The 18565-nt window shown below is 42.7% G+C and carries 13 protein-coding genes; 7 read left to right on the top strand and 6 right to left on the bottom strand.

Going from position 1 to position 18565, the window contains the following annotated elements; all coding sequences use genetic code 11:
• Window positions 1–56 precede the first annotated feature (56 nt).
• Window positions 57–854, top strand: a complete 798-nt coding sequence (locus AB1Z56_RS02710) for an SMP-30/gluconolactonase/LRE family protein (RefSeq protein WP_426791001.1) — start codon at window positions 57–59, stop codon at window positions 852–854.
• A gap of 32 nt (window positions 855–886) precedes the next feature.
• Here AB1Z56_RS02710 and AB1Z56_RS02705 read toward each other — a convergent pair whose 3' ends face one another.
• From AB1Z56_RS02705 to AB1Z56_RS02680, 6 genes are all read right to left on the bottom strand, one after another.
• The gene (locus tag AB1Z56_RS02705; protein WP_286801560.1) at window positions 887–1525 is read right to left on the bottom strand and encodes a GntR family transcriptional regulator; all 639 of its coding nucleotides are present in this window, start codon (window positions 1523–1525) and stop codon (window positions 887–889) included.
• Between the two features lie 66 nt (window positions 1526–1591).
• Entirely contained in the window at window positions 1592–4240 is a 2649-nt protein-coding gene (locus AB1Z56_RS02700; RefSeq protein WP_426791000.1) for a hypothetical protein, read from the bottom strand.
• A gap of 4 nt (window positions 4241–4244) precedes the next feature.
• Window positions 4245–5237 (bottom strand): DUF4466 family protein, encoded by a 993-nt coding sequence (locus tag AB1Z56_RS02695; RefSeq protein ID WP_426790999.1) that lies wholly within the window; start codon window positions 5235–5237, stop codon window positions 4245–4247.
• Between the two features lie 8 nt (window positions 5238–5245).
• Window positions 5246–5641 carry a hypothetical protein gene (locus AB1Z56_RS02690; protein WP_426790998.1) on the bottom strand — a complete coding sequence of 132 codons (396 nt, stop codon included), beginning with the start codon at window positions 5639–5641 and terminating at the stop codon, window positions 5246–5248.
• Window positions 5642–5666: 25 nt separating this feature from the next.
• On the bottom strand, window positions 5667–7499 hold the full coding sequence (locus tag AB1Z56_RS02685) for a RagB/SusD family nutrient uptake outer membrane protein (protein WP_426790997.1): 1833 nt from the start codon (window positions 7497–7499) through the stop codon (window positions 5667–5669).
• 11 nt (window positions 7500–7510) lie between these two features.
• Window positions 7511–10696: a SusC/RagA family TonB-linked outer membrane protein gene (locus AB1Z56_RS02680; protein WP_426790996.1), complete on the bottom strand. Its 3186-nt coding sequence runs from the start codon at window positions 10694–10696 to the stop codon at window positions 7511–7513.
• 376 nt (window positions 10697–11072) lie between these two features.
• Here AB1Z56_RS02680 and AB1Z56_RS02675 point away from each other — a divergent pair, with 376 nt between their 5' ends.
• The 6 genes from AB1Z56_RS02675 (at window position 11073) to AB1Z56_RS02650 (ending at window position 18329) form a co-directional block, all read left to right on the top strand.
• Window positions 11073–12593, top strand: coding sequence for a PQQ-dependent sugar dehydrogenase (locus tag AB1Z56_RS02675; RefSeq protein ID WP_426790995.1), 1521 nt, complete (start codon window positions 11073–11075; stop codon window positions 12591–12593).
• A gap of 5 nt (window positions 12594–12598) precedes the next feature.
• On the top strand, window positions 12599–13831 hold the full coding sequence (locus tag AB1Z56_RS02670) for an Nramp family divalent metal transporter (RefSeq protein ID WP_293897736.1): 1233 nt from the start codon (window positions 12599–12601) through the stop codon (window positions 13829–13831).
• A 7-nt stretch (window positions 13832–13838) separates the two neighbouring features.
• Window positions 13839–14861, top strand: coding sequence for an NAD-dependent epimerase/dehydratase family protein (locus tag AB1Z56_RS02665; protein WP_293897733.1), 1023 nt, complete (start codon window positions 13839–13841; stop codon window positions 14859–14861).
• Window positions 14861–15922: a dihydrodipicolinate synthase family protein gene (locus AB1Z56_RS02660; protein ID WP_426790994.1), complete on the top strand. Its 1062-nt coding sequence runs from the start codon at window positions 14861–14863 to the stop codon at window positions 15920–15922. The genes AB1Z56_RS02665 and AB1Z56_RS02660 overlap by 1 nt, the downstream gene beginning before the upstream one ends.
• 158 nt (window positions 15923–16080) lie before the next feature.
• The gene (locus AB1Z56_RS02655) at window positions 16081–16989 is read left to right on the top strand and encodes a helix-turn-helix domain-containing protein (RefSeq protein WP_426790993.1); all 909 of its coding nucleotides are present in this window, start codon (window positions 16081–16083) and stop codon (window positions 16987–16989) included.
• Window positions 16990–17135: 146 nt separating this feature from the next.
• Window positions 17136–18329, top strand: a complete 1194-nt coding sequence (locus AB1Z56_RS02650; RefSeq protein WP_309361812.1) for an MFS transporter — start codon at window positions 17136–17138, stop codon at window positions 18327–18329.
• The last annotated feature ends 236 nt before the right edge of the window (window positions 18330–18565 follow it).

The following is an 18565-nucleotide window of genomic DNA, read 5'->3' as shown; positions in this document are numbered from 1 at the left end:
ATACCAAATTACAATATTTTTGTATACATTTAAAATAAATTTTAAAATTTTTAAAAATGAACATTCTCATTGAAGGACTTCTTTTCCCAGAAGGCCCCGCTTTCGACCGAGCGGGTGGCATATGGCTTGTGGAGAAAGAAGCAGGAAACTTAGTTTATTACAAAGACAATCAGCATAGCAGGATAACTGTGGGCGGACATCCCAACGGCATTGCAATCGATAAGAAAGGAGTGATTTGGTTTTGCGACTCACAACAAAACAGCATCCGTCGCTATGATCCCTTCGACAAAACCACGACGACAATAGTTACAGAAATCGCAGGAAAGCCATTAAAAATGCCCAACGACTTATGTTTTGACACCGACGGAAACCTACTATTCTCCTGCCCGGGAAATGACCTGGAAGATGGCACAGGCTACCTATGCTGTCTAAATAAACAGGATGAGCTTACGAAAATCCACACAAGCCTTTTTTACCCAAACGGATTGGCCTTTGCGGCAGACAAGCGCACGCTTTTTGTCGCTGAAACAGGCACAAAATGGATCTGGAAAATGCACTGGAACAGCTTGACACAACAGGTGGAAAACATCGAAAAATTCATAGAAACAGGCGGTAGTATCGGCCCAGATGGAATCGCTTTCGATCAGGACAACCAGCTTTATGCCGCTATCTATGGATCACAACACATCCTATCCATTAATACCAAAAACAAGACGACAGAGAAAATACCTACACCGGGGAAGAATCCAACAAATTGTGCTTTAGACCCAAAAGGCATTCAGGGACTTATGATTACAGAAGCTGAAAAAGGACAATTATTACAGTGGAATAGCACAAAAAAGGGTCTATTGTAAACAATAGACCCACTATAAAAATCCAAAAAATATTAAACCAGTTCCAAGGCTTCCTGCTCTCCGCGATCCAAATGATGAACTAAGGTTGTATAGGCTTTATTCCAATCATCCGCTTTCAGCGCATCAACAATAGCGCGATGCTCCTTCTCCGTATCCAGGTAATCTTCCATCTGCCCCATAATAGCCCCGAGTTTCATATGAAATAAGGGGATGTTACTATTCTTGTAAATAGAAATTAATCTTGAATTGCAGGTCCCCTCAATAATCCGCTCATGAAAACGAACATCCGCCTCACAAGCTCCACCATAATACCCCTTGCTGACCATCTCAGAAAAATCGTTGCAGATCAGCTCCAAATCTTCGATAAGCTCTTTACTTTTCTTTGAAAACAGAATCTTTAATGCACCTATTTCCAACAACTCACGCAGCTCACGAATATCCTTCACATCTTCGACCGTCATTTTCTTCACAAAGCAGCCGCCTTTTTCACCAAACTCAACCAGACTCTCACCTGCTAACCGCATAAAAGCCTCACGAACAGCCACTCGACTCACCGTCATCTTATCCGCCCAAGCACTCTCTACCAATCTTGCCCCTCCAGCTAGCTGACTGGACAAAATTTTCTTACGTACTTCTAAATAAACTTTATAGGCAAGCGAATCCTCTTTCATATTGTATACAATTTTATGCAAAAATAAGAATACAAAATCATTAAAAAAATTTAAACAATGTATTCTTTAATTATTCTTTCCTTCTTGGGCACCATACTGTCTCCCTGGCGATAAATAAATAGTTTCGGCTTTAGATTTCCAACTGGTTGTATGATTCCCTTTCAGGACATTTATATTAAAGCTACTATTTTTTAATGAACTTTTCATATTCCAGAAACCATCTTTCAAACCCACCACAACAACCTCATACGATTGATCTCCCGGCACAGCAAATTCAATGGGTTCATTAAGATATTGATTTGGTTTGGCCACCACCAGTAAACGATCAGCCACTCTTATGAGGTAATAATTCGCTTTTTCCTCAGCATACACCGGTAATTTTGATGAGCCACTCTCCGTCATCTGAAAAACCGAAGCGTAACTAACCTGATCACTTTCCTGTTTAGGCGAAACCATAATCCGTGTTCCCCTAGCCTCAGGCCAAGGAGACTTGACCTGATAAAGATCACCAAAAACAAAAGCAGTAGAATCACCCGAATACAATTTCACTGCACAGTCTTTTAATTGCGGCTTCAGCAGATCAACATAGGTAGCACCAGCAACATTTTTAAATTTACTGGTCAACACAAAACCTGTTTCACTTCGTACAGGCTTTTCAAGCGTATTGATTTGCCAGTAGGGTTCGAATTTTTTATCATTGGTCTTAAGCTCGTCCAATAAGACAATGACAGCAGGCACATCCTTCCGCTTCAAATTCAAAAACAGGAAGCTTTTTGCATAGGATTTTACTTTAGCAGTATATGCGGCCGTTAGATCCATATTGAAATAGCTATAGCTCGGCTGAATGGGATCCTTGCCAAATGCCGATGCCCTGATCTCTCCGGTATGGTACCAGGAGTCACTTAACACCTCCTCAACCGTGCGTGGAAAACGCTGGCTAAACCGAGTCCCACCATCGTTTGTTTTCGTCCTAAATAACAGCGGCTCAGCAGGATCACGCACTAAAAGCATACTATGCGCAACCGATCGCTTATTAAAGTTAAAATCATAAGGGGAGCCATAAGAAAGATACAAACCAAGATCACCAACCTGAATACCATGATGATAAATCTGTAAAGCCCCTGCATCAGCATGCTGATGATTGCCGAAATGATAACCGCCACCTTTAATTTCTGCAACCACATCTGAACTTCCATTTTCTTCGCTCCAGCCTGTCCGGGCAACCATAGATCCTAAGATGGGTCCAAAATCCTTCGTCAACGGCATTTTCTCTCGGTCAAAATCCGGCTTCAATTTTGGATCATCCAAGAGGAGATACAAGATTGGATTGTCAGGCAAACCGCCCTGCTTGACAAACTCAGCCTTGATTACCGGGTTGCCTGAATAGGCGTAACAAAGCAACATGGTCTGCGGATTTTTCCAATAAAAATCAGCACTGCTGTTGTACTTTACATTAAACATATCCCCATCGCGTAACATTTTTCCGTCAGGCGTTCGCATATACAACCAGTAATACGGCATATTTTTGATGTTATCGTCAAAAACCGGATAGCCAAGCATGCGATAATACAACCATGCCCCATGCATTTCCCATCCAAAGCGATAGCCACCATAATCAACACCTTGATTATGGCGCGGCGACTGATACTCAAACTTGCGCATCGGCACCAACTCTTCCAAAATAGAATACGAAGTATACTTGTAAGGTACAGGATCCTCATCATATAACGCAATACTCATTGCTAGCAAATCGCGTGACACCTGCGCCTCATTCCCATGTCCATTGATAATACTTTCGATACCAAAAAAAGGAGGCCAGCCAATCTCCATATCCTGCGCCAGACGCATCATATTTTTATGCAGATTGGTCTTAACGCGTACATCCAACAACGAGAAACACCAGTCATACACCAATGCTCCCGTATAAATTGCACGACCCAACTCGCGTGTAATATCACCATAGGAAACATTCCCAAATTCCAACATCGTCAAGTATTGATCTGCCAGCCTGACCGCTTCCCTACCTATTTTTTCGTCACCGGACATGAGGTAATAAAACGCTTTTGATTCAATGGCACGTTCGAGCTTTTCATCGTAAAACATTTCCTTATTCGGATCAAAAATAAATTGAACAGGTTGTTGCGCAAGTGTTTTCACTTTCCCCCAAGCTTCTAGATGCTCCGCTTCTTCCAACCGCGCCTTAACGACCGGCAAAGATTCTTTGTTAACCCATAGTCTCGGGTGACCTGCAGGCGGAACAATCTTTGGTTTATAATTTTCTGCCGCAGCTGGCGCAACTGGAGGCACAAAGGCATTGATCGAAACAGCTTTAATCTTAAAATAAGCTGGCAATTGCATGCCGATCATCTGCTTCCCTTTCTCAAAATAAAATTTACCAAGATCTTGCTTCGCGCCTTTAAAGCTGTCAAATACGATCCGTTTGGTCGATCGTGCAGCGCGAACATCAATCATCGCATACAGCGTCATCATACCTGTTTTATCTGCCGCTTTAATTTTATCCAAATCGGTAACCTCGCCTTCAGAAACCAAGGTATAGACACCGGCCGTCGGAACATCCACCTGAACCTGCAGGCGTTGTCCATTTCCCTTTATCGAAGTAACCTTTGCCTGCTGCCCATAGGACGTTCCAAGGATCGCCATAAAAGCGATCCCCAGCATAGTACCTTTAACTTTTAGCCATATCCTTGCACCCATATCTTTATTTTACTTGCAACCTTTTTACACTGATCTTCATTTCTTTCGTGGTATTATTTACGCTATTGACAAATACATAAGCATTGTATTTACCATCAGCCGTTTGCAGCCATATTCCTGATTCAGCTTTTAAATTAATCGCAAAATCAGGCGCATCTACGAACGATTTATCTTTCAAATCCACATCGTCCACAAATACACTGTATTGCAATCGCGCTAATTGTTGATCGCGCACGGTCCAAGCCTTCACGATCTTCGTTTTATTTGTCAACCCCACAGGTAAGGTGAAACTCGGCAAATAACTGGCATCCGTCGTGGGAGCAACCAAAGAATGTGCATAAGTCACCGTTGGCAATGCCCGGTACAAATAGACCAAATCAATTTTATCCGGGTTTGCTGCCGCTTCGGTAGCAGTATACCATTTTAGGTCGGCCACAGAAAAAAAGCAGGCCGCGCCGTCTTTCCCGATCAAGTCCAAAGCCATATCCATATTACGAATCGCATAAGCTTCGGTCTTCAACGCAATTTCCTGCCCATTACTGGACCTCGCCCTGAACGTAAAAGTGACCGATTTACCTTTTGCTGCTGCCGGTATTTTGTAGCTATAACGCAGCGTTGAAGCGGAGGTATCTTTTGTAAATTTCACCTCCATGTTATTCCCGTTTACTGTCGCAGGATCACCAACGACGACACCGACATCTGCCCCTGTACTACTGGTGTAATACGATTTGTTTTCAAGCACAGTACCCTCATCACCCGCAATGCTGGCTTCCACAGCAATCGATGTGAGCTTCCCCTGATCTGGCAATATCGCCGCAGCATAAGCAAAGTCTATGGTAGCCCCAACCACATTTGGCCCTAAAGAGCGTTTAATAACATCGTTTTGCAAACCATCCTTTGCTTTTGGAATTTCATAAGCTTCTTCTTTACAAGAACCTAACAGCAAGAGCCCGAATCCGATGGACAGTAGCCCTATTTTTAAATAATTTGTTTTCATCAGCTCACTTACTTTTGTACTGTCAAATAAACTTTATATGTCTTACGAACCTTTCTATTTCCAGACACGACAGTCCATTCACGTGGCGCATCCAAATTGGAAAAATCTTGTTTTCCTAAAATCTTAGGATCTAACACCGCATCGGTGACCAATGAAAACTGTGGGTATAGATTTTTCAAATCCGTACCAAAGAGCACCTCCACTTTTACGGTTTGCTCAACGGTATCCACCAATGCAGCTTTGGTCCGTACCGTCTGAAAATCGGCGCCCAACAGTTCAAAACTACTGACATAACATTCCGACCTGGTCGTGATCAACAAACCATCCTCATCCATTGGATAATCATCCTTACAACCGGACAAGCTAACGAACAGCATCCCGATTAAAAATAATGTATATTTCATCTTATTACAGTCAAGTGTTACCATATTATTTCCAAGGTATATTTTGTGTTAAATTCGGATTCCTCGAACGTTCTGTTTCCGGGATTTGATAGATATAACACTTTTGATAAGTCAACTCAGACTCATTGAAGAAAAAGCGCTCCCAATTATTCCCAAAACTATCCTGGAACCATTTTCCATCACCATAAGGTTTACCAAATACTGTTTCCAGTTTACGCCATCTCCGCAGATCAAACGTACGCTGCCCTTCACCAAACAACTCCACAATCCTTTCCTGTTCTATGGCGTCAAAAAAGGCATCATGAGAAGATGTTTTAGCACCCGCAAGCGCAGGCAGGTTACCACGGCGTCTGACTTTATTAACCAAATCAATCGCATCCGCCTGTGGACCACCGATCTCATTGGTTGCTTCCGCATACATCAGGTACACATCTGCAATACGCATCAAAGGCCAATTGTAATTTCCATCACTACGTGCTACACCACCATAATTGCGCACAAATTTACGCGATTGTAATCCCGAGAGATTTGTGGTATTATCGGTGAAGGAAGTTTTGTAAGATACACCGTTAACCGTCACCGCAGCGCCCCAAGTTTTGTAGACAAAAGGAATATAACCTGTCGTTTCCGTAGGGCTCATACTCATAATCAATTCGTAATCCCACAACAAAGTCGCTTTCATGCGATAATCGCGATTACGGTACGACTCAGGGTTCACCGCTGAATTTGCCGTAGTACGTGCTGCCGGATTTTTCACCGGATCTAGCTGAACCATCTTTGGCAAGAAATCTCCCGTAATGGTAGATTGATAACGGTCGGCCAATTCATAACGCGGAATAGCTTGGTTCTGTCCCAAAGACACCAATGGCCCGGTCCATACCCGCTGGTATTCCTCGCTCTGTTTTGTCCCCACACCGCCATGTGTCAGCACCATGACCATCTCTTCATCCTGGCTCAGGTTGCCCGTAGAAGGTATAAACATATAGTAATAGTTTGGGAGCACATCAGCCTTCCCCAATTCACCCCATGAACCTGGATCACCATTTCTAAACATTTTGATACCAAAATCATTGATCACACGCTTAAAATCCGCGGCGGCCGCAGTATAGGCCGTTTTAGCGTCTGCAGCAGATTGCACAAACCCATCCAATTCGGGCCATCCATTTTTCTTCCACGAACCCCAGTACAATTGAAACTTACCACGGAAGGCCAACGCTGCAGGCTTACCGGCACGTCCAATTGCAGAACCCTTATTCGGCAATTTGTCCACAGCATAATTCAAATCAGCCATAATGGAATCTTTCAACTGTGCAACAGGCATTCTCCGCACTGTATCAGCCTCTATGGGCGCCGGCGCCGATTTATAAAAATAAGGTACATCACCCCATAGGGAAATTAATCTAAAGTATGCAATGGCGCGCAACAACTTGGCCTCCGCCACGATAGTTTCCAAGGTCTGTTTTACAGCATCAGTTTTTGCTACGGGCAACAAACGCGCATTGGTATTTTCGATCACAAAGTTAGAACTGAATATAGATCCATACAATGCTCTATACATTGCCGATGCACCGGAGCCATAATTCATCGGACTATTGACCGTTAATGAAATAGGCGCCGCACCAGTATTGTACATTTTAAGGAAATCTCCATGTCCATCAAAATGATAGTCGCGATCAAAACAAGGTCTAAATATGGAATAGTTCGCCATTAATGCAGCAAGCGCGTCATTTTCGTCCACCCAGAACGTTTCAGAGCTTGGCGTTGTTGTTGGATTCTGATTCAACAAATCTTTGCGACACGCGGACAAACCAAGAAGCAGCAAAGAAGAAATAAACAATATGTTATATATCGATTTCATAAGTTCAAATATTATAAGTCTACATTCAGTCCAACCACAAAACTCTTCGTCATCGGATATGCATCATTGGTATAGGTACTTTTCTCCGGATCTAAGCCTTTAAAACTCGTCAAAACCGCCAAATTATCTACCGAACCAAATACACGCAACTTCTGGATACCCAGCTTCATCAGTAATTCTTTCTTAAAAGTATAGCCAAGCTGCAGATTTTTCACCCTTAAATAAGACATGTTTTGCAGCCAAAATGTGCTCAAATACGCATTTGGACTCGTCGATCCTAATGTACTTGGAAGTAACTTAGGATAATCAGCATCGCGATTGTCCAGGCTCCACATATTATTCCACTGATCTTCCGTAATAGCCTGATTTGCCGTTCCTAAAAAGTTCGAATTCGCTTTGTTCATCCAAAATTCCTTTCTTCCTGTGGCAGCCTGCAACAGGAAAGAAAAATCAAAACCTTTGTAATCCACCGAACCCCTAAATCCATAATTCACCTTTGGCCTGCCCAACTGATAAGCTGGATATGCCACACGGTCATTCGCATCCAATTTGCCATCACCATTGACATCTTTCAACAAAATATCTCCTGGAGAAGCGCCCTGAGGAACAGCATTATAGACATCCTGCCAAGACTGAGCAATGCCCAACGATTCGAAAGCATAGATAAAATTATAAGGCATATCAATAAATACCGAACCTCTTTGCAACTGCTCATTCCAAGACAGCAGCTTGTTCTTGTTATACCCTACATTGAAGTTCAGCATGTAACCCACATCCCCCTTTCGGTCATTCCAGGTAACATTTGCCTCCAGCCCTTTATTCATCATATCACCAATATTACGTCGGGGAGCAGCGAATAAACCCGTCAGATGCATGGATACATCCGAAGGCCTGTTCATACCGATCGTCTTTCTTTCGTAGTAATCAAACTCGGCCGTCAGTTTATTTTTAAAGAACCCAAGATCCAACCCCAGGTTAAACACACGTGTTTTTTCCCATGTAAGATCATAGTTGATCAGTTTTTTATTGATCAGGCCTTTTACCACGGAACCTGTCCCTGTACTATTATCGATCAAATAATAAGGACTGGAGACCAAAGATTGCTTTTGCTCATACAGGCCCACACCGCTATTATTACCCAAAGAACCATAGGAAGCTCTAAATTTAGCCGAACTCATGCTGATCTTATCCTTGAAGGCTGTCATAAATACCTCGTCCGAGATGCGCCAGCCTACCGCGGCAGAAGGAAAGAATCCATATTGATCACCCGGCAAGAAGCGTGACGAACCATCTACCCTGAAGTTCCCTTCAAACATATACCTTCCAAAAGCCGTATAATTCAGTCGTCCGATATAAGAACGCAAACCTTCTGCTGATGATGATCCCGATACATTTTGTACATCCTCCGAAGCACCATCGATTTCATGTAAGCTCGGATGTAAACGATCTAAGCGACTACCCGCCAAAACGCGATTGTTCCAATATTCTTCCGAATACACGGCCAAAGCAGAGAAATCATGATTGGCGCCGAACTTATGGTCGTAACTCAGCTTGAAGTTCAGCTGTGTTTTGTAATTGTTCCGGTCTGTATTATATATCCCATCATTTGTCGGCACAAGATCCCGGATAGACAATCCCGTCCGGATGTTATATAATTTTGTCGGCATATCTGCCTTCCATTGAAAACGCGTGTCATAATTTAGGGCATAATCCACTTTAGCCTCAAACCCTTTAAACGGCTTCCAGTTTAAATAACCATTCACCAAAGCCTGCTTTTGATTCATGTGGTTTTGGTTGCGCGTCATGTAATCCGCATAAATATTATTGGCCTGCGGACTTTCATTGTAAGACATTGCACCGCCATAAAAACCGGTAATAGGATCATAAGGCAATATACCTGCTGGTGAGGTAAACAAATCCATCCCACTTGTCGAGTTAGCAGTCATACCATCCTCGTAGTTATACCGATAATCGGACCAGTTTCCAGAGAACCGGACCCCAGCACCAATGGTATTGGTTACTTTTGTTTCGAAGTTAAATGCAGCATTATAACGTTTAAAATCATTATTGATCTGTATCCCCTTCTCATCCAGCATACCCACAGATAAATAGTAATTATTATTTTCAGTTCCCCCATTAATGGAAACATTATAATTCCCACTTTGACCATTGCGGAGAATAACATCCCACCAATCGGTACTTGGATACAATCTCGGGTCGATCATACTTAAAGCCAACCATTCATCGATCGTTCCATTTTTAAAATTGAATGCAGATGCGGCGGTATTATAAGCCTGGGCCCTTTGAGTCGCCGTCATTGCTTTTGCATAATTATTGACAAAATCAAAAGAGCGCGTAGGTTTCACCAGCGATTTGTTGGCACTAAAGGAAATAGCCGTCTTACTGTTTCTTTTACCAGACTTTGTCGTAATCAATACAACCCCATTGGCCGCTCTGGAACCGTATACAGCAGCCGAAGAGGCATCTTTTAGCACGGTCACACTTTCAATATCATTCACATTCACACGGTTCATATTCACATCGGGCATCCCATCGACCACGATCAGCGGTCCAGCACTATTGACCGTCCCCAAACCCCGGATCAAAAGATCCGCTGCATTATTTCCGGCCATCCCCGAGTTCTGACTCACCGCAAGGCCGGGAATAACACCCTGCAATGCCTGGGAAGCATTGGAAAGACCCCGACTTGAAGTCGATTGGTCAAAATTGACACTGGCCACTGCGCCGGTCAAGTTGCCTTTTTTCTGCTTACCATACCCCACCACAACCACTTCATCCAGCGCATTTTCGCTCGCATCAAGCACCAAAGCCTGCACATCTTTGCCCGACACCACTTTTGTATTGAAACCGATTAACCGAAATTGAATCTGATCTGAAACGGAACCCGTTAATTTAAAACGACCCTCTTGATCCGTAACGGTAACAGTTGCATTTTTAAGGTTACGCACTTCCACACCGGACAGTGGCTGCCCTTTGGCGTCCAGCACTTGCCCGACAAGCTGCTGCTGAAATTTTGCTAAACCCGGCGAAGGGTTTAAAACATCCGAGATCGGAATCTTTCCATTATTAAGGGAAGAAGGTACATTTGCCAATGCAGCCATCGAAATAAAAGGTAGCCCCACCAAAAGGCAACTCCTGTTTATTACATCCCGGATTTTAATCTGCTTTAGTATCATGAATACTCAGGTTAAAGTGGTTAAATAAATGATTTATAAGCTCTTTAGTTTATTGGTATTTTTTCAGAAAACATAACGCTCGACCCTAATATGGTCTAAATTGCATTTCCATAATTATCATAGTGAATACAATAATATATATTTTTTGTATACAATTCAATATTTTTTTTACTTTTTTACAAAAATAGGGCGGCTAACAAGTTCGTGACAATTCCACAACGTCGCTCTTTTAGCTGTATAATTATAAACTAAATCGTATTTACTGTAGACTGATAAAATATTTTTGTATACAATTTAACTTATTTTTTGTATATTTATTTTTATTCAACTACATTTGACTAACCAAATAAATCAAAGGAATAACCGTAGATCCTATATGAAAAAACAAACCTATATTTGGCTTGTATCGCTGATCCCGCTACTATCTTCCTGTTCTTCCGAGACAGAAAGAGAAAGTAAACCAATAAACAACATCCAACTGGAGCACAGCATACTATCGCTAACCAAAGAAGCTACAAAACTCCATGTGCCATGGGATTTACAATATGACCGGGTCAACGACGCCATTCTGTTTTCTGAAATCGGAGGAAGTATACGAAGGCTGGATACGAAAACAAAAGTTGTTACTTTGGTGGACAGCCTGACCGACGTTTACCACCAGCGCACCCTGGGACTATTAGGGATGGCACTGTATCAACCCGAACAGCAACAAGCCTATCTTTACCTTTCTTACACCAGTAAAAAGGACAGCCTTATTTTCTCCAACTTATATCGCTACGATTATCATACGGCAGGCAAGTTGTCAAACCCAAAATTGCTTTTACAGATCCCTGGAAACACAGGACACAACGGCTCCCGAGTTATTGTTTCGACAGACAAAAAAGTGTATTGGGCTACAGGTGATGCAGCAAGTGATACCTTTGCGCAAGACAGCACCTCATTAAATGGCAAAATCTTACGCCTCAATCTCGACGGAAGCATCCCAAAAGACAATCCAATTGCAAACAGCTATGTATATGCATGGGGATTTCGAAACATGCAAGGACTTACCCATGATGCGAAAGGCTTAATTTACACATCTGAACATGGCGATGCCATCGAAGATGAAATCAACCTGATCCAACCGCTAAAAAATTATGGCTGGCCACAGATCGAAGGTATGATTGATACGGAAAAGGAAAAAGCTATTGCCAAAAGCTCCCCAAGACAGGAACCCATTAAATCATGGACTCCAGTCGTCGCACCATCCGGTATGGCGTATTACAGTTCTAACGTTATCCCCGAATGGAAACACAGTTTATTGCTCGCGACTTTAAAAAATCAGTCCTTACGTATCCTAAAATTATCTGCCAACGGGCAGCAGATCGTCGATGAGAAGATCCTATTCAAAGATCAACTTGGCCGGCTAAGATCCGTATTGACCTTACCCAATGGGGACATTTATTTCTGTTCAAGCAACCGTGACTGGAATCCGCAAAAGGGATTTCCAAAGCCCGATGACGACGTGATCTATCGTCTCCGTATTACCGATAAAGCCGCTGCGCCAATGATTAAACCCGTCGCTGCCAATGCGGTCAACTCTCCTGCCAAAAGTGGTCAAGCCTTATACGAAGCCTATTGCGCTTCTTGTCATAAAGCAGATGGAATGGGGCTAACAAATACCTTCCCCCCCTTAGCCAACTCAGCTCTTGTCAACGGCGACCCAGCACCTTTATTGCAGGTTATCCTCCATGGACTGAAAGACAAAACAATAGCCAAGGTCAAATACGAGAGCGCAATGCCATCTTTTTCATTCCTAAAAAATGAAGAGGTCATTGAAATCACCAATTATATCCGTACACACTTTGGAAATTCTGCCCCTAAAATTAACCAACAGCATTTAACTTCATTACGATAAATCTCATGGAAAACAACCTCGAGCCAAAACCATCCTTATTTAAAAATTGGCTATCCATCTTGGGGCCCGGCATCATTACCGCCGCTCTGGTTTTCGGGCCCAGCAAAATGACCATCACATCAAAAATGGGTGCAGATTATGGCTTCTCCCTGTTATGGGTTGTCGTCGTCGCGATCTTTTTTATGATGGTTTTCACCAATATGGCGGCACGTATCGGCATCGCGAGAGACGAATCTTTACTTACTTTAATTCGCCAGAAATTTGGTAAAACAACGGCCATCATCATCGGCCTCGGAATCTTCCTTGTTGCAACCTGTTTTCAATCTGGAAATGCCACTGGGGTCTCCATTTCTGTTTCGGAAGCAACGGGGACAAATCCCAAAATATGGATCATCGTTTTTAATGTCATCGGCATTTTACTGCTGTTCTTCAAGTCCTTCTATGCACTATTGGAAAAGCTCATGCTTGGACTTATCATCCTGATGTTATTTGCTTTTCTTTCCACCGCGATTATGATAAAGACACCGGCACAGGACTTTTTCTTAGGCTTTATTCCGAGCATTCCTCCCTCTTCAGTTGGCTTAATCATCGCTTTCACAGCTTCCTGCTTTTCAATTGTGGGCGCTTTTTATCAAAGTTATCTCGTTCAGTCAAGAAGAAAATTATCCGCCAATGGACAAATATCAGATCGGCAGATTATCGGAAGCCGGATAGGGATCATTATTCTTGGGATCATGAGCGCAGCCGTTATGGTCTGCGCCGCAAATACGCTTCACCCCCAAGGGATCAAATTAAATTCTGCCGCTGAGATGGGCCGTGCACTGGAACCACTTTTGGGAACCTATGCCTCGCACCTCTTTTTTATCGGTCTTTTTGGGGCTTCTTTTTCCTCCTTGATCGGCAATGCCGTATTAGGCGGTTCGTTACTGGGCGATACCTTTGGCTTCGGCAACAATCTCAATCACCCTAAAGTGAAGCTCTTTATTTCGCTGGTCATGATTTTTGGATCTGCCATCGCACTGATCTTCGGAAATCTTCCCTTGGAGCTTATTGTTTTTGCGCAAAGCATCACCATTTTTTTAGTTCCCTTTATTGGCATTATCCTCTTTCTGATCGCAAACGACAAAGAAATTATGGGCGCGCTCAGAAACAGCCCCTTAACGCGGTTATGGGCTATCCTCGGACTCCTATTACTCGTTTTTTTAGCTTTTAGTAATTTCTATAATTTAATCAAATAATTCAGACATGGACCATAACAATTTAGCGGAATTGGAACAGCAAATACTTGCACCATCATTAGATCTAATTGAAGATATAAAAAAGATAACAGGTGATATCCTTTTCTTAGGTATTGGCGGAAAAATGGGGCCAAGCATGGCAAAACTAGCCATGAGGGCTATCCAAGCTGCAGGAATAGACAAAAAGGTCATTGGTGTTTCGCGTTTTTCCACCAAGGAACTTCAACAGGAACTGGAAGATCTAGGCATAAAGACCATCGCTTGTGACCTACTGAATGAGGAAGAACTCAAAAAGATTCCGCAAGTTCCGAATGTCATTTACCTCGCAGGACATAAATTCGGCACCACAGGAAATGAAGATTTCACCTGGGCGATGAATACCTATCTTCCAGGAATGGTGGCTTCTCATTTTCGAGACTCCAACATTGTTGCTTTTTCTTCGGGTAACGTACTGCCATTTGTGCCGATAAGCAATGCCGGCGTTTCCGAGGAAAGAACTCCCGAGCCTGTCGGTGAATACGCACAATCCTGTTTGGGAAGAGAGCGCATATTCGAGTATTTTTCGAAGAAAAATGGTACACCTACCCTGATCTACCGATTGAATTATGCGGTGGATTTTCGCTACGGCGTGCTCGTAGAAATTGCTAAATCGGTCAAAGGGCAACTCCCAATAGATTTGACAACCGAAAACGTCAATGTTATCTGGCAGGGAGATGCCAACGAAATTGCCTTAAGATCATTACTGCATTGTCAGTCACCAGCCAAAATACTGAATGTCACAGGGCCTGAAATCCTTTCTACACGATGGATCGCAGAGCGTTTCGCTGAGCATTTCAGCACAAAGCCGATCTTTGTGAATGAACCCGCCGGAACCGCTTTACTAAACAACGCGTCCGAATGCCATCGTTTATTTGGCTATCCTAAAACAACCATACGGGAAGCGATAGACATTACAGCCAAATGGTTGAACCAAGGTGGCGAACTATGGAATAAAGACACGCACTTTCAAGAACGAAAAGGAAAATTCTAATGAAAACTTTAGACAACAAATTACAACAGTTGCTTTGGGAAGGGACGGTTATTCCGGCACACCCCCTTGCCTTAAATGAGGACCGCAGCATTGACGAAGTACATCAACGGCTCCTGACACAGTACTACATAGCCAGTGGAGCGGGCGGAATCGCTGTCGCAGTACATTCAACCCAGTTTGAAATTCGGGACCCTGAGATCAACCTTTTTGAAACCGTATTGAGATGGGCTAGCGAAGAAGTCGATAAAGCTGAGCTCCAACGACCATTTATCAAAATTGCAGGCATCTGCGGTGCCACAGAACAAGCGATACAGGAGGCAAACACGGCACTTAAATACGGTTATGATATCGGACTTTTGAGTATGGGCGGACTTCAAAGCTGGACCGAAAATGCAATATTAGATCGAGTTAGAGCAATAGCAGCCATTATTCCTGTTTTTGGATTCTATCTTCAACCCGCTGTTGGTGGCCGCATTTTCTCGTATTCTTTTTGGCAGCAGTTTGCCGAAATCGACAACGTCGTCGCTATCAAGTGCGCCTCGTTCAACCGGTACCAGACATTAGACGTCATGCGCGCAATAGCCAACTCCAGTCGGCGAAACCAAATTGCCCTATACACGGGCAATGATGACAACATTGTCAACGATCTGATGAGCGTGTATAATTTCCCTGTAGCTGGAGAAAACGTCTCCATAGAATTTAAAGGCGGATTACTAGGCCATTGGGCTGTTTGGACGGCAAAAGCCGTTGAACTCCTTCGGGAAATAAAAACATACAAACAGAACCCCAACAACTTCCATGCGAGCCACCTTCTGAGCAAAGCGATTGCTGTAACAGACAGTAATGCAGCATTTTTTGACCCAGCAAATGCATTCCATGGCTGTATACCAGGCTTACATGAGGTGCTCCGTAGACAAGGTTTGATGAAAGGTATCTGGTGTCTGAATCCCGACGAAAATCTATCCATGGGACAGCAAGAAGAAATTGATCGTGTATATAAAGACTACCCAGACTTAAACGACGACGAATTTGTCAAGGAATTTTTAAAATCGAGATCCTAATAATCGCTTCCTTTTATAAGGTCTCATCACCCGGGCTAGTCATGGCTGACGACGTGATGGGACCTTTCTTTTTGTTCCAATTCATATTTTACGAATCAATGACCGACTAAGAGCAATAGTGCGCAGCATGAAATGTTTGATTTTTATAACTTTGCATCATGACAACTTCTGAAAATATAATTGATTTCTATCAACGGGTATTTCGAGAATCCAATTACCCAATAGGTTCCTCACCCGAACAAATTTCTCATTTTAACGTATTTTCACGTGAGCATTGTCCCTTAAAATCACCTTACAATAGAAAAGATTATTTCAAAATATCCCTTATGATCGGCGAGGGTCAATTGCATTATGGCGATCAATGGATCCCTATTGACCGTCCCGCACTTGTATTTTCAAGTCCGCTCGTTCCCTACTCTTGGGAAACAGACAATCCCGATCAAAAGGGATGGTTCTGTCTCTTTACGCAAAAATTCATTCAAGAAGACAAACATTATAACCATAACATTCTAGAAAGTCATTTTTTCAATCCGGGTGGTAGTCCCGTCTATTTCTTAACGAATGAACAGGTCGATCTTTTCGATCACATTTTTCAGCGGATGAATACGGAACTACGATCTGATTTTTCGTTCAAATATGAAATTATCCGGAATCAGCTGCAGTTACTCGTTTTAGAAACATTAAAACTAGCGCCAAATGAGGGAATATCACCTTACCAAAACGCCAATCAGCGTATTTCCCATCTTTTTCTAGAACTATTGGAACGCCAATTTCCGATTGACACCGAAAATTTACTTCGTTTTAAAAATGCAACGGATTACGCGCAACAGCTCAACATCCATGTCAATTCGCTAAACAGGGCTTTGAAACAAAATACAGGAAAAACCACACAAGAACTCATCGCACTGCGCATCACACAGGAAGCAAAAGCCCTCCTTCAACATAGCAGCTGGAATATCAATGAAATCGCTTATGCCTTGGGTTTCGAAGAACCGGCAAACTTCAGTAATTATTTCAAAAAACATGCTGGTGTACCACCTTTAGCCTTCCGCAATAAGCCTGTTTGATTTTCACAATAATTTGTTTGAATTCTATATCTTTCGAAACAAGCAATGGAGCTACTTTTGTCCCCATCATATTTAGCGGGTCAAAGAGAAAAAAGTGGCCGACAGCATAAACGTCCCTAGAGACGGGAAATTAAAAAAATGACAGGATGGAAAAAAACACTAAACCACAGCAATCTTTTATCCCGACGATACTAGCATTTGCACTTGTTCCGATTACGGGACTTGCCACTGATATTTATCTTCCGTCGATGCCACAAATGGCCCAGGAGCTTGGCTTGAACGAAAGCAAAATTCAGCTAACACTTTCGCTTTTTCTAATCAGCTATGGTGTTGCTCAATTCTTTACAGGAGCATTGGTTGACGCTTGGGGAAGGTATCGCATCAACCTGATATCACTTTTCCTTTTCATTGTCAGTTTCTGGATCACAGCAAGCACGCAAGATATTTGGGTTATTTACCTGATGCGTATCCTACAGGGCATCTTATCGGCATTTGTGGTCATCTCAAAAAGAGCCTATTTTGTAGATGTCTACGAAGGCGAACAGCGCAAGCACTACCTCAGCATTATGACCATCGTCTGGTCGATCGGACCGATTGTCGCTCCTTTTATTGGCGGCTACCTCCAAACACAATTTGGTTGGCGTTCTAACTTTATGGTTCTCGCCGTTTACAGTGCCGTACTTTTCATCCTTGAACTGATCTTTTCTGGCGAAACAATCAAACAGAAGAAACCACTCCATATCAACTACCTGATCGGCGAATTTAAAATGATGCTTAAAAGCAATGATTTTACGTTCGGTATAGTCATGTGCGGTATATCCTATGGTCTTGTCATGTTCTACAATCTCAGTGGTCCTTTTTTTATTGAACATCAATTGGGCTATAGTGCGATTACAACCGGTTATACCTCACTTATTATGGGCTTAGCTTGGATGTGTGGTGGTTTTATTGGTAAAGCCCTTATTAAAAGAGCCTTGGTTCCAAAGTTGAGAATCGCCAACTTTATTCAGATCAGCCTGATTGTATGTATGCTAATTGTTTCACCTTACTTATCAAACCTATATACATTAACATTTTTCGCATTTGCCGTACATTGTACTGCAGGATTTATCTTTAATAATTATTTCAGCTACTGTTTGGGTAGGTTTCCATTGTCGGCAGGTATCGCCGGTGGATTGGTTGGCGGAATTACCTACCTCCTTACCTCTTCACTCAGTTACATCACCGTAAGCCTAGTAAACCCTTCTTCGCAGTTTCAGATTGGATTAGGATATGGGATATTTGCGCTGTTAGGATTGACCATTTTATACCTTATTCATAAGCTGGTCAAAAGCGTATAAGCTATGCGCTGGTTCTTCCAGCGACAGGGCCACAACAGCCTGTAGCTGACCAGCCACAAAACAGTTTTTAAAAGGTGAATTATTTTTAAAATAGTATTAAAAACAACTATATTTGTTCTATCATAATTTAGGTTTATAATTGGTTATTGAAGGTTTTCATTCTCCCCGTTTGAAAACCTTTTTTTTGACCGAAAAAACCTTCAGTCTGCTTTCCTAGCTGCTGATGCTGACCAAAT

The sequence above is a fragment of the Sphingobacterium sp. WOUb80 genome, assembly GCF_050058145.1.
GTDB lineage: Bacteria > Bacteroidota > Bacteroidia > Sphingobacteriales > Sphingobacteriaceae > Sphingobacterium.
The sequence above is the reverse complement of the archived record's forward strand: the minus strand, read 5'-3'. Positions and strand labels throughout refer to the sequence as shown.

Excerpts from the sequence above, each read along its gene's own strand:
- AB1Z56_RS02695 (WP_426790999.1), bottom strand. The coding sequence starts at position 5,237 with ATGAAAACAAATTATTTAAAAATAGGGCTACTGTCCATCGGATTCGGG.
- AB1Z56_RS02650 (WP_309361812.1), top strand. The coding sequence starts at position 17,136 with ATGGAAAAAAACACTAAACCACAGCAATCTTTTATCCCGACGATACTA.
- AB1Z56_RS02660 (WP_426790994.1), top strand. The coding sequence starts at position 14,861 with ATGAAAACTTTAGACAACAAATTACAACAGTTGCTTTGGGAAGGGACG.
- AB1Z56_RS02700 (WP_426791000.1), bottom strand. The coding sequence starts at position 4,240 with ATGGGTGCAAGGATATGGCTAAAAGTTAAAGGTACTATGCTGGGGATC.
- AB1Z56_RS02705 (WP_286801560.1), bottom strand. The coding sequence starts at position 1,525 with ATGAAAGAGGATTCGCTTGCCTATAAAGTTTATTTAGAAGTACGTAAG.
- AB1Z56_RS02685 (WP_426790997.1), bottom strand. The coding sequence starts at position 7,499 with ATGAAATCGATATATAACATATTGTTTATTTCTTCTTTGCTGCTTCTT.
- AB1Z56_RS02655 (WP_426790993.1), top strand. The coding sequence starts at position 16,081 with ATGACAACTTCTGAAAATATAATTGATTTCTATCAACGGGTATTTCGA.
- AB1Z56_RS02665 (WP_293897733.1), top strand. The coding sequence starts at position 13,839 with ATGGACCATAACAATTTAGCGGAATTGGAACAGCAAATACTTGCACCA.
- AB1Z56_RS02680 (WP_426790996.1), bottom strand. The coding sequence starts at position 10,696 with ATGATACTAAAGCAGATTAAAATCCGGGATGTAATAAACAGGAGTTGC.
- AB1Z56_RS02690 (WP_426790998.1), bottom strand. The coding sequence starts at position 5,641 with ATGAAATATACATTATTTTTAATCGGGATGCTGTTCGTTAGCTTGTCC.
- AB1Z56_RS02670 (WP_293897736.1), top strand. The coding sequence starts at position 12,599 with ATGGAAAACAACCTCGAGCCAAAACCATCCTTATTTAAAAATTGGCTA.
- AB1Z56_RS02675 (WP_426790995.1), top strand. The coding sequence starts at position 11,073 with ATGAAAAAACAAACCTATATTTGGCTTGTATCGCTGATCCCGCTACTA.
- AB1Z56_RS02710 (WP_426791001.1), top strand. The coding sequence starts at position 57 with ATGAACATTCTCATTGAAGGACTTCTTTTCCCAGAAGGCCCCGCTTTC.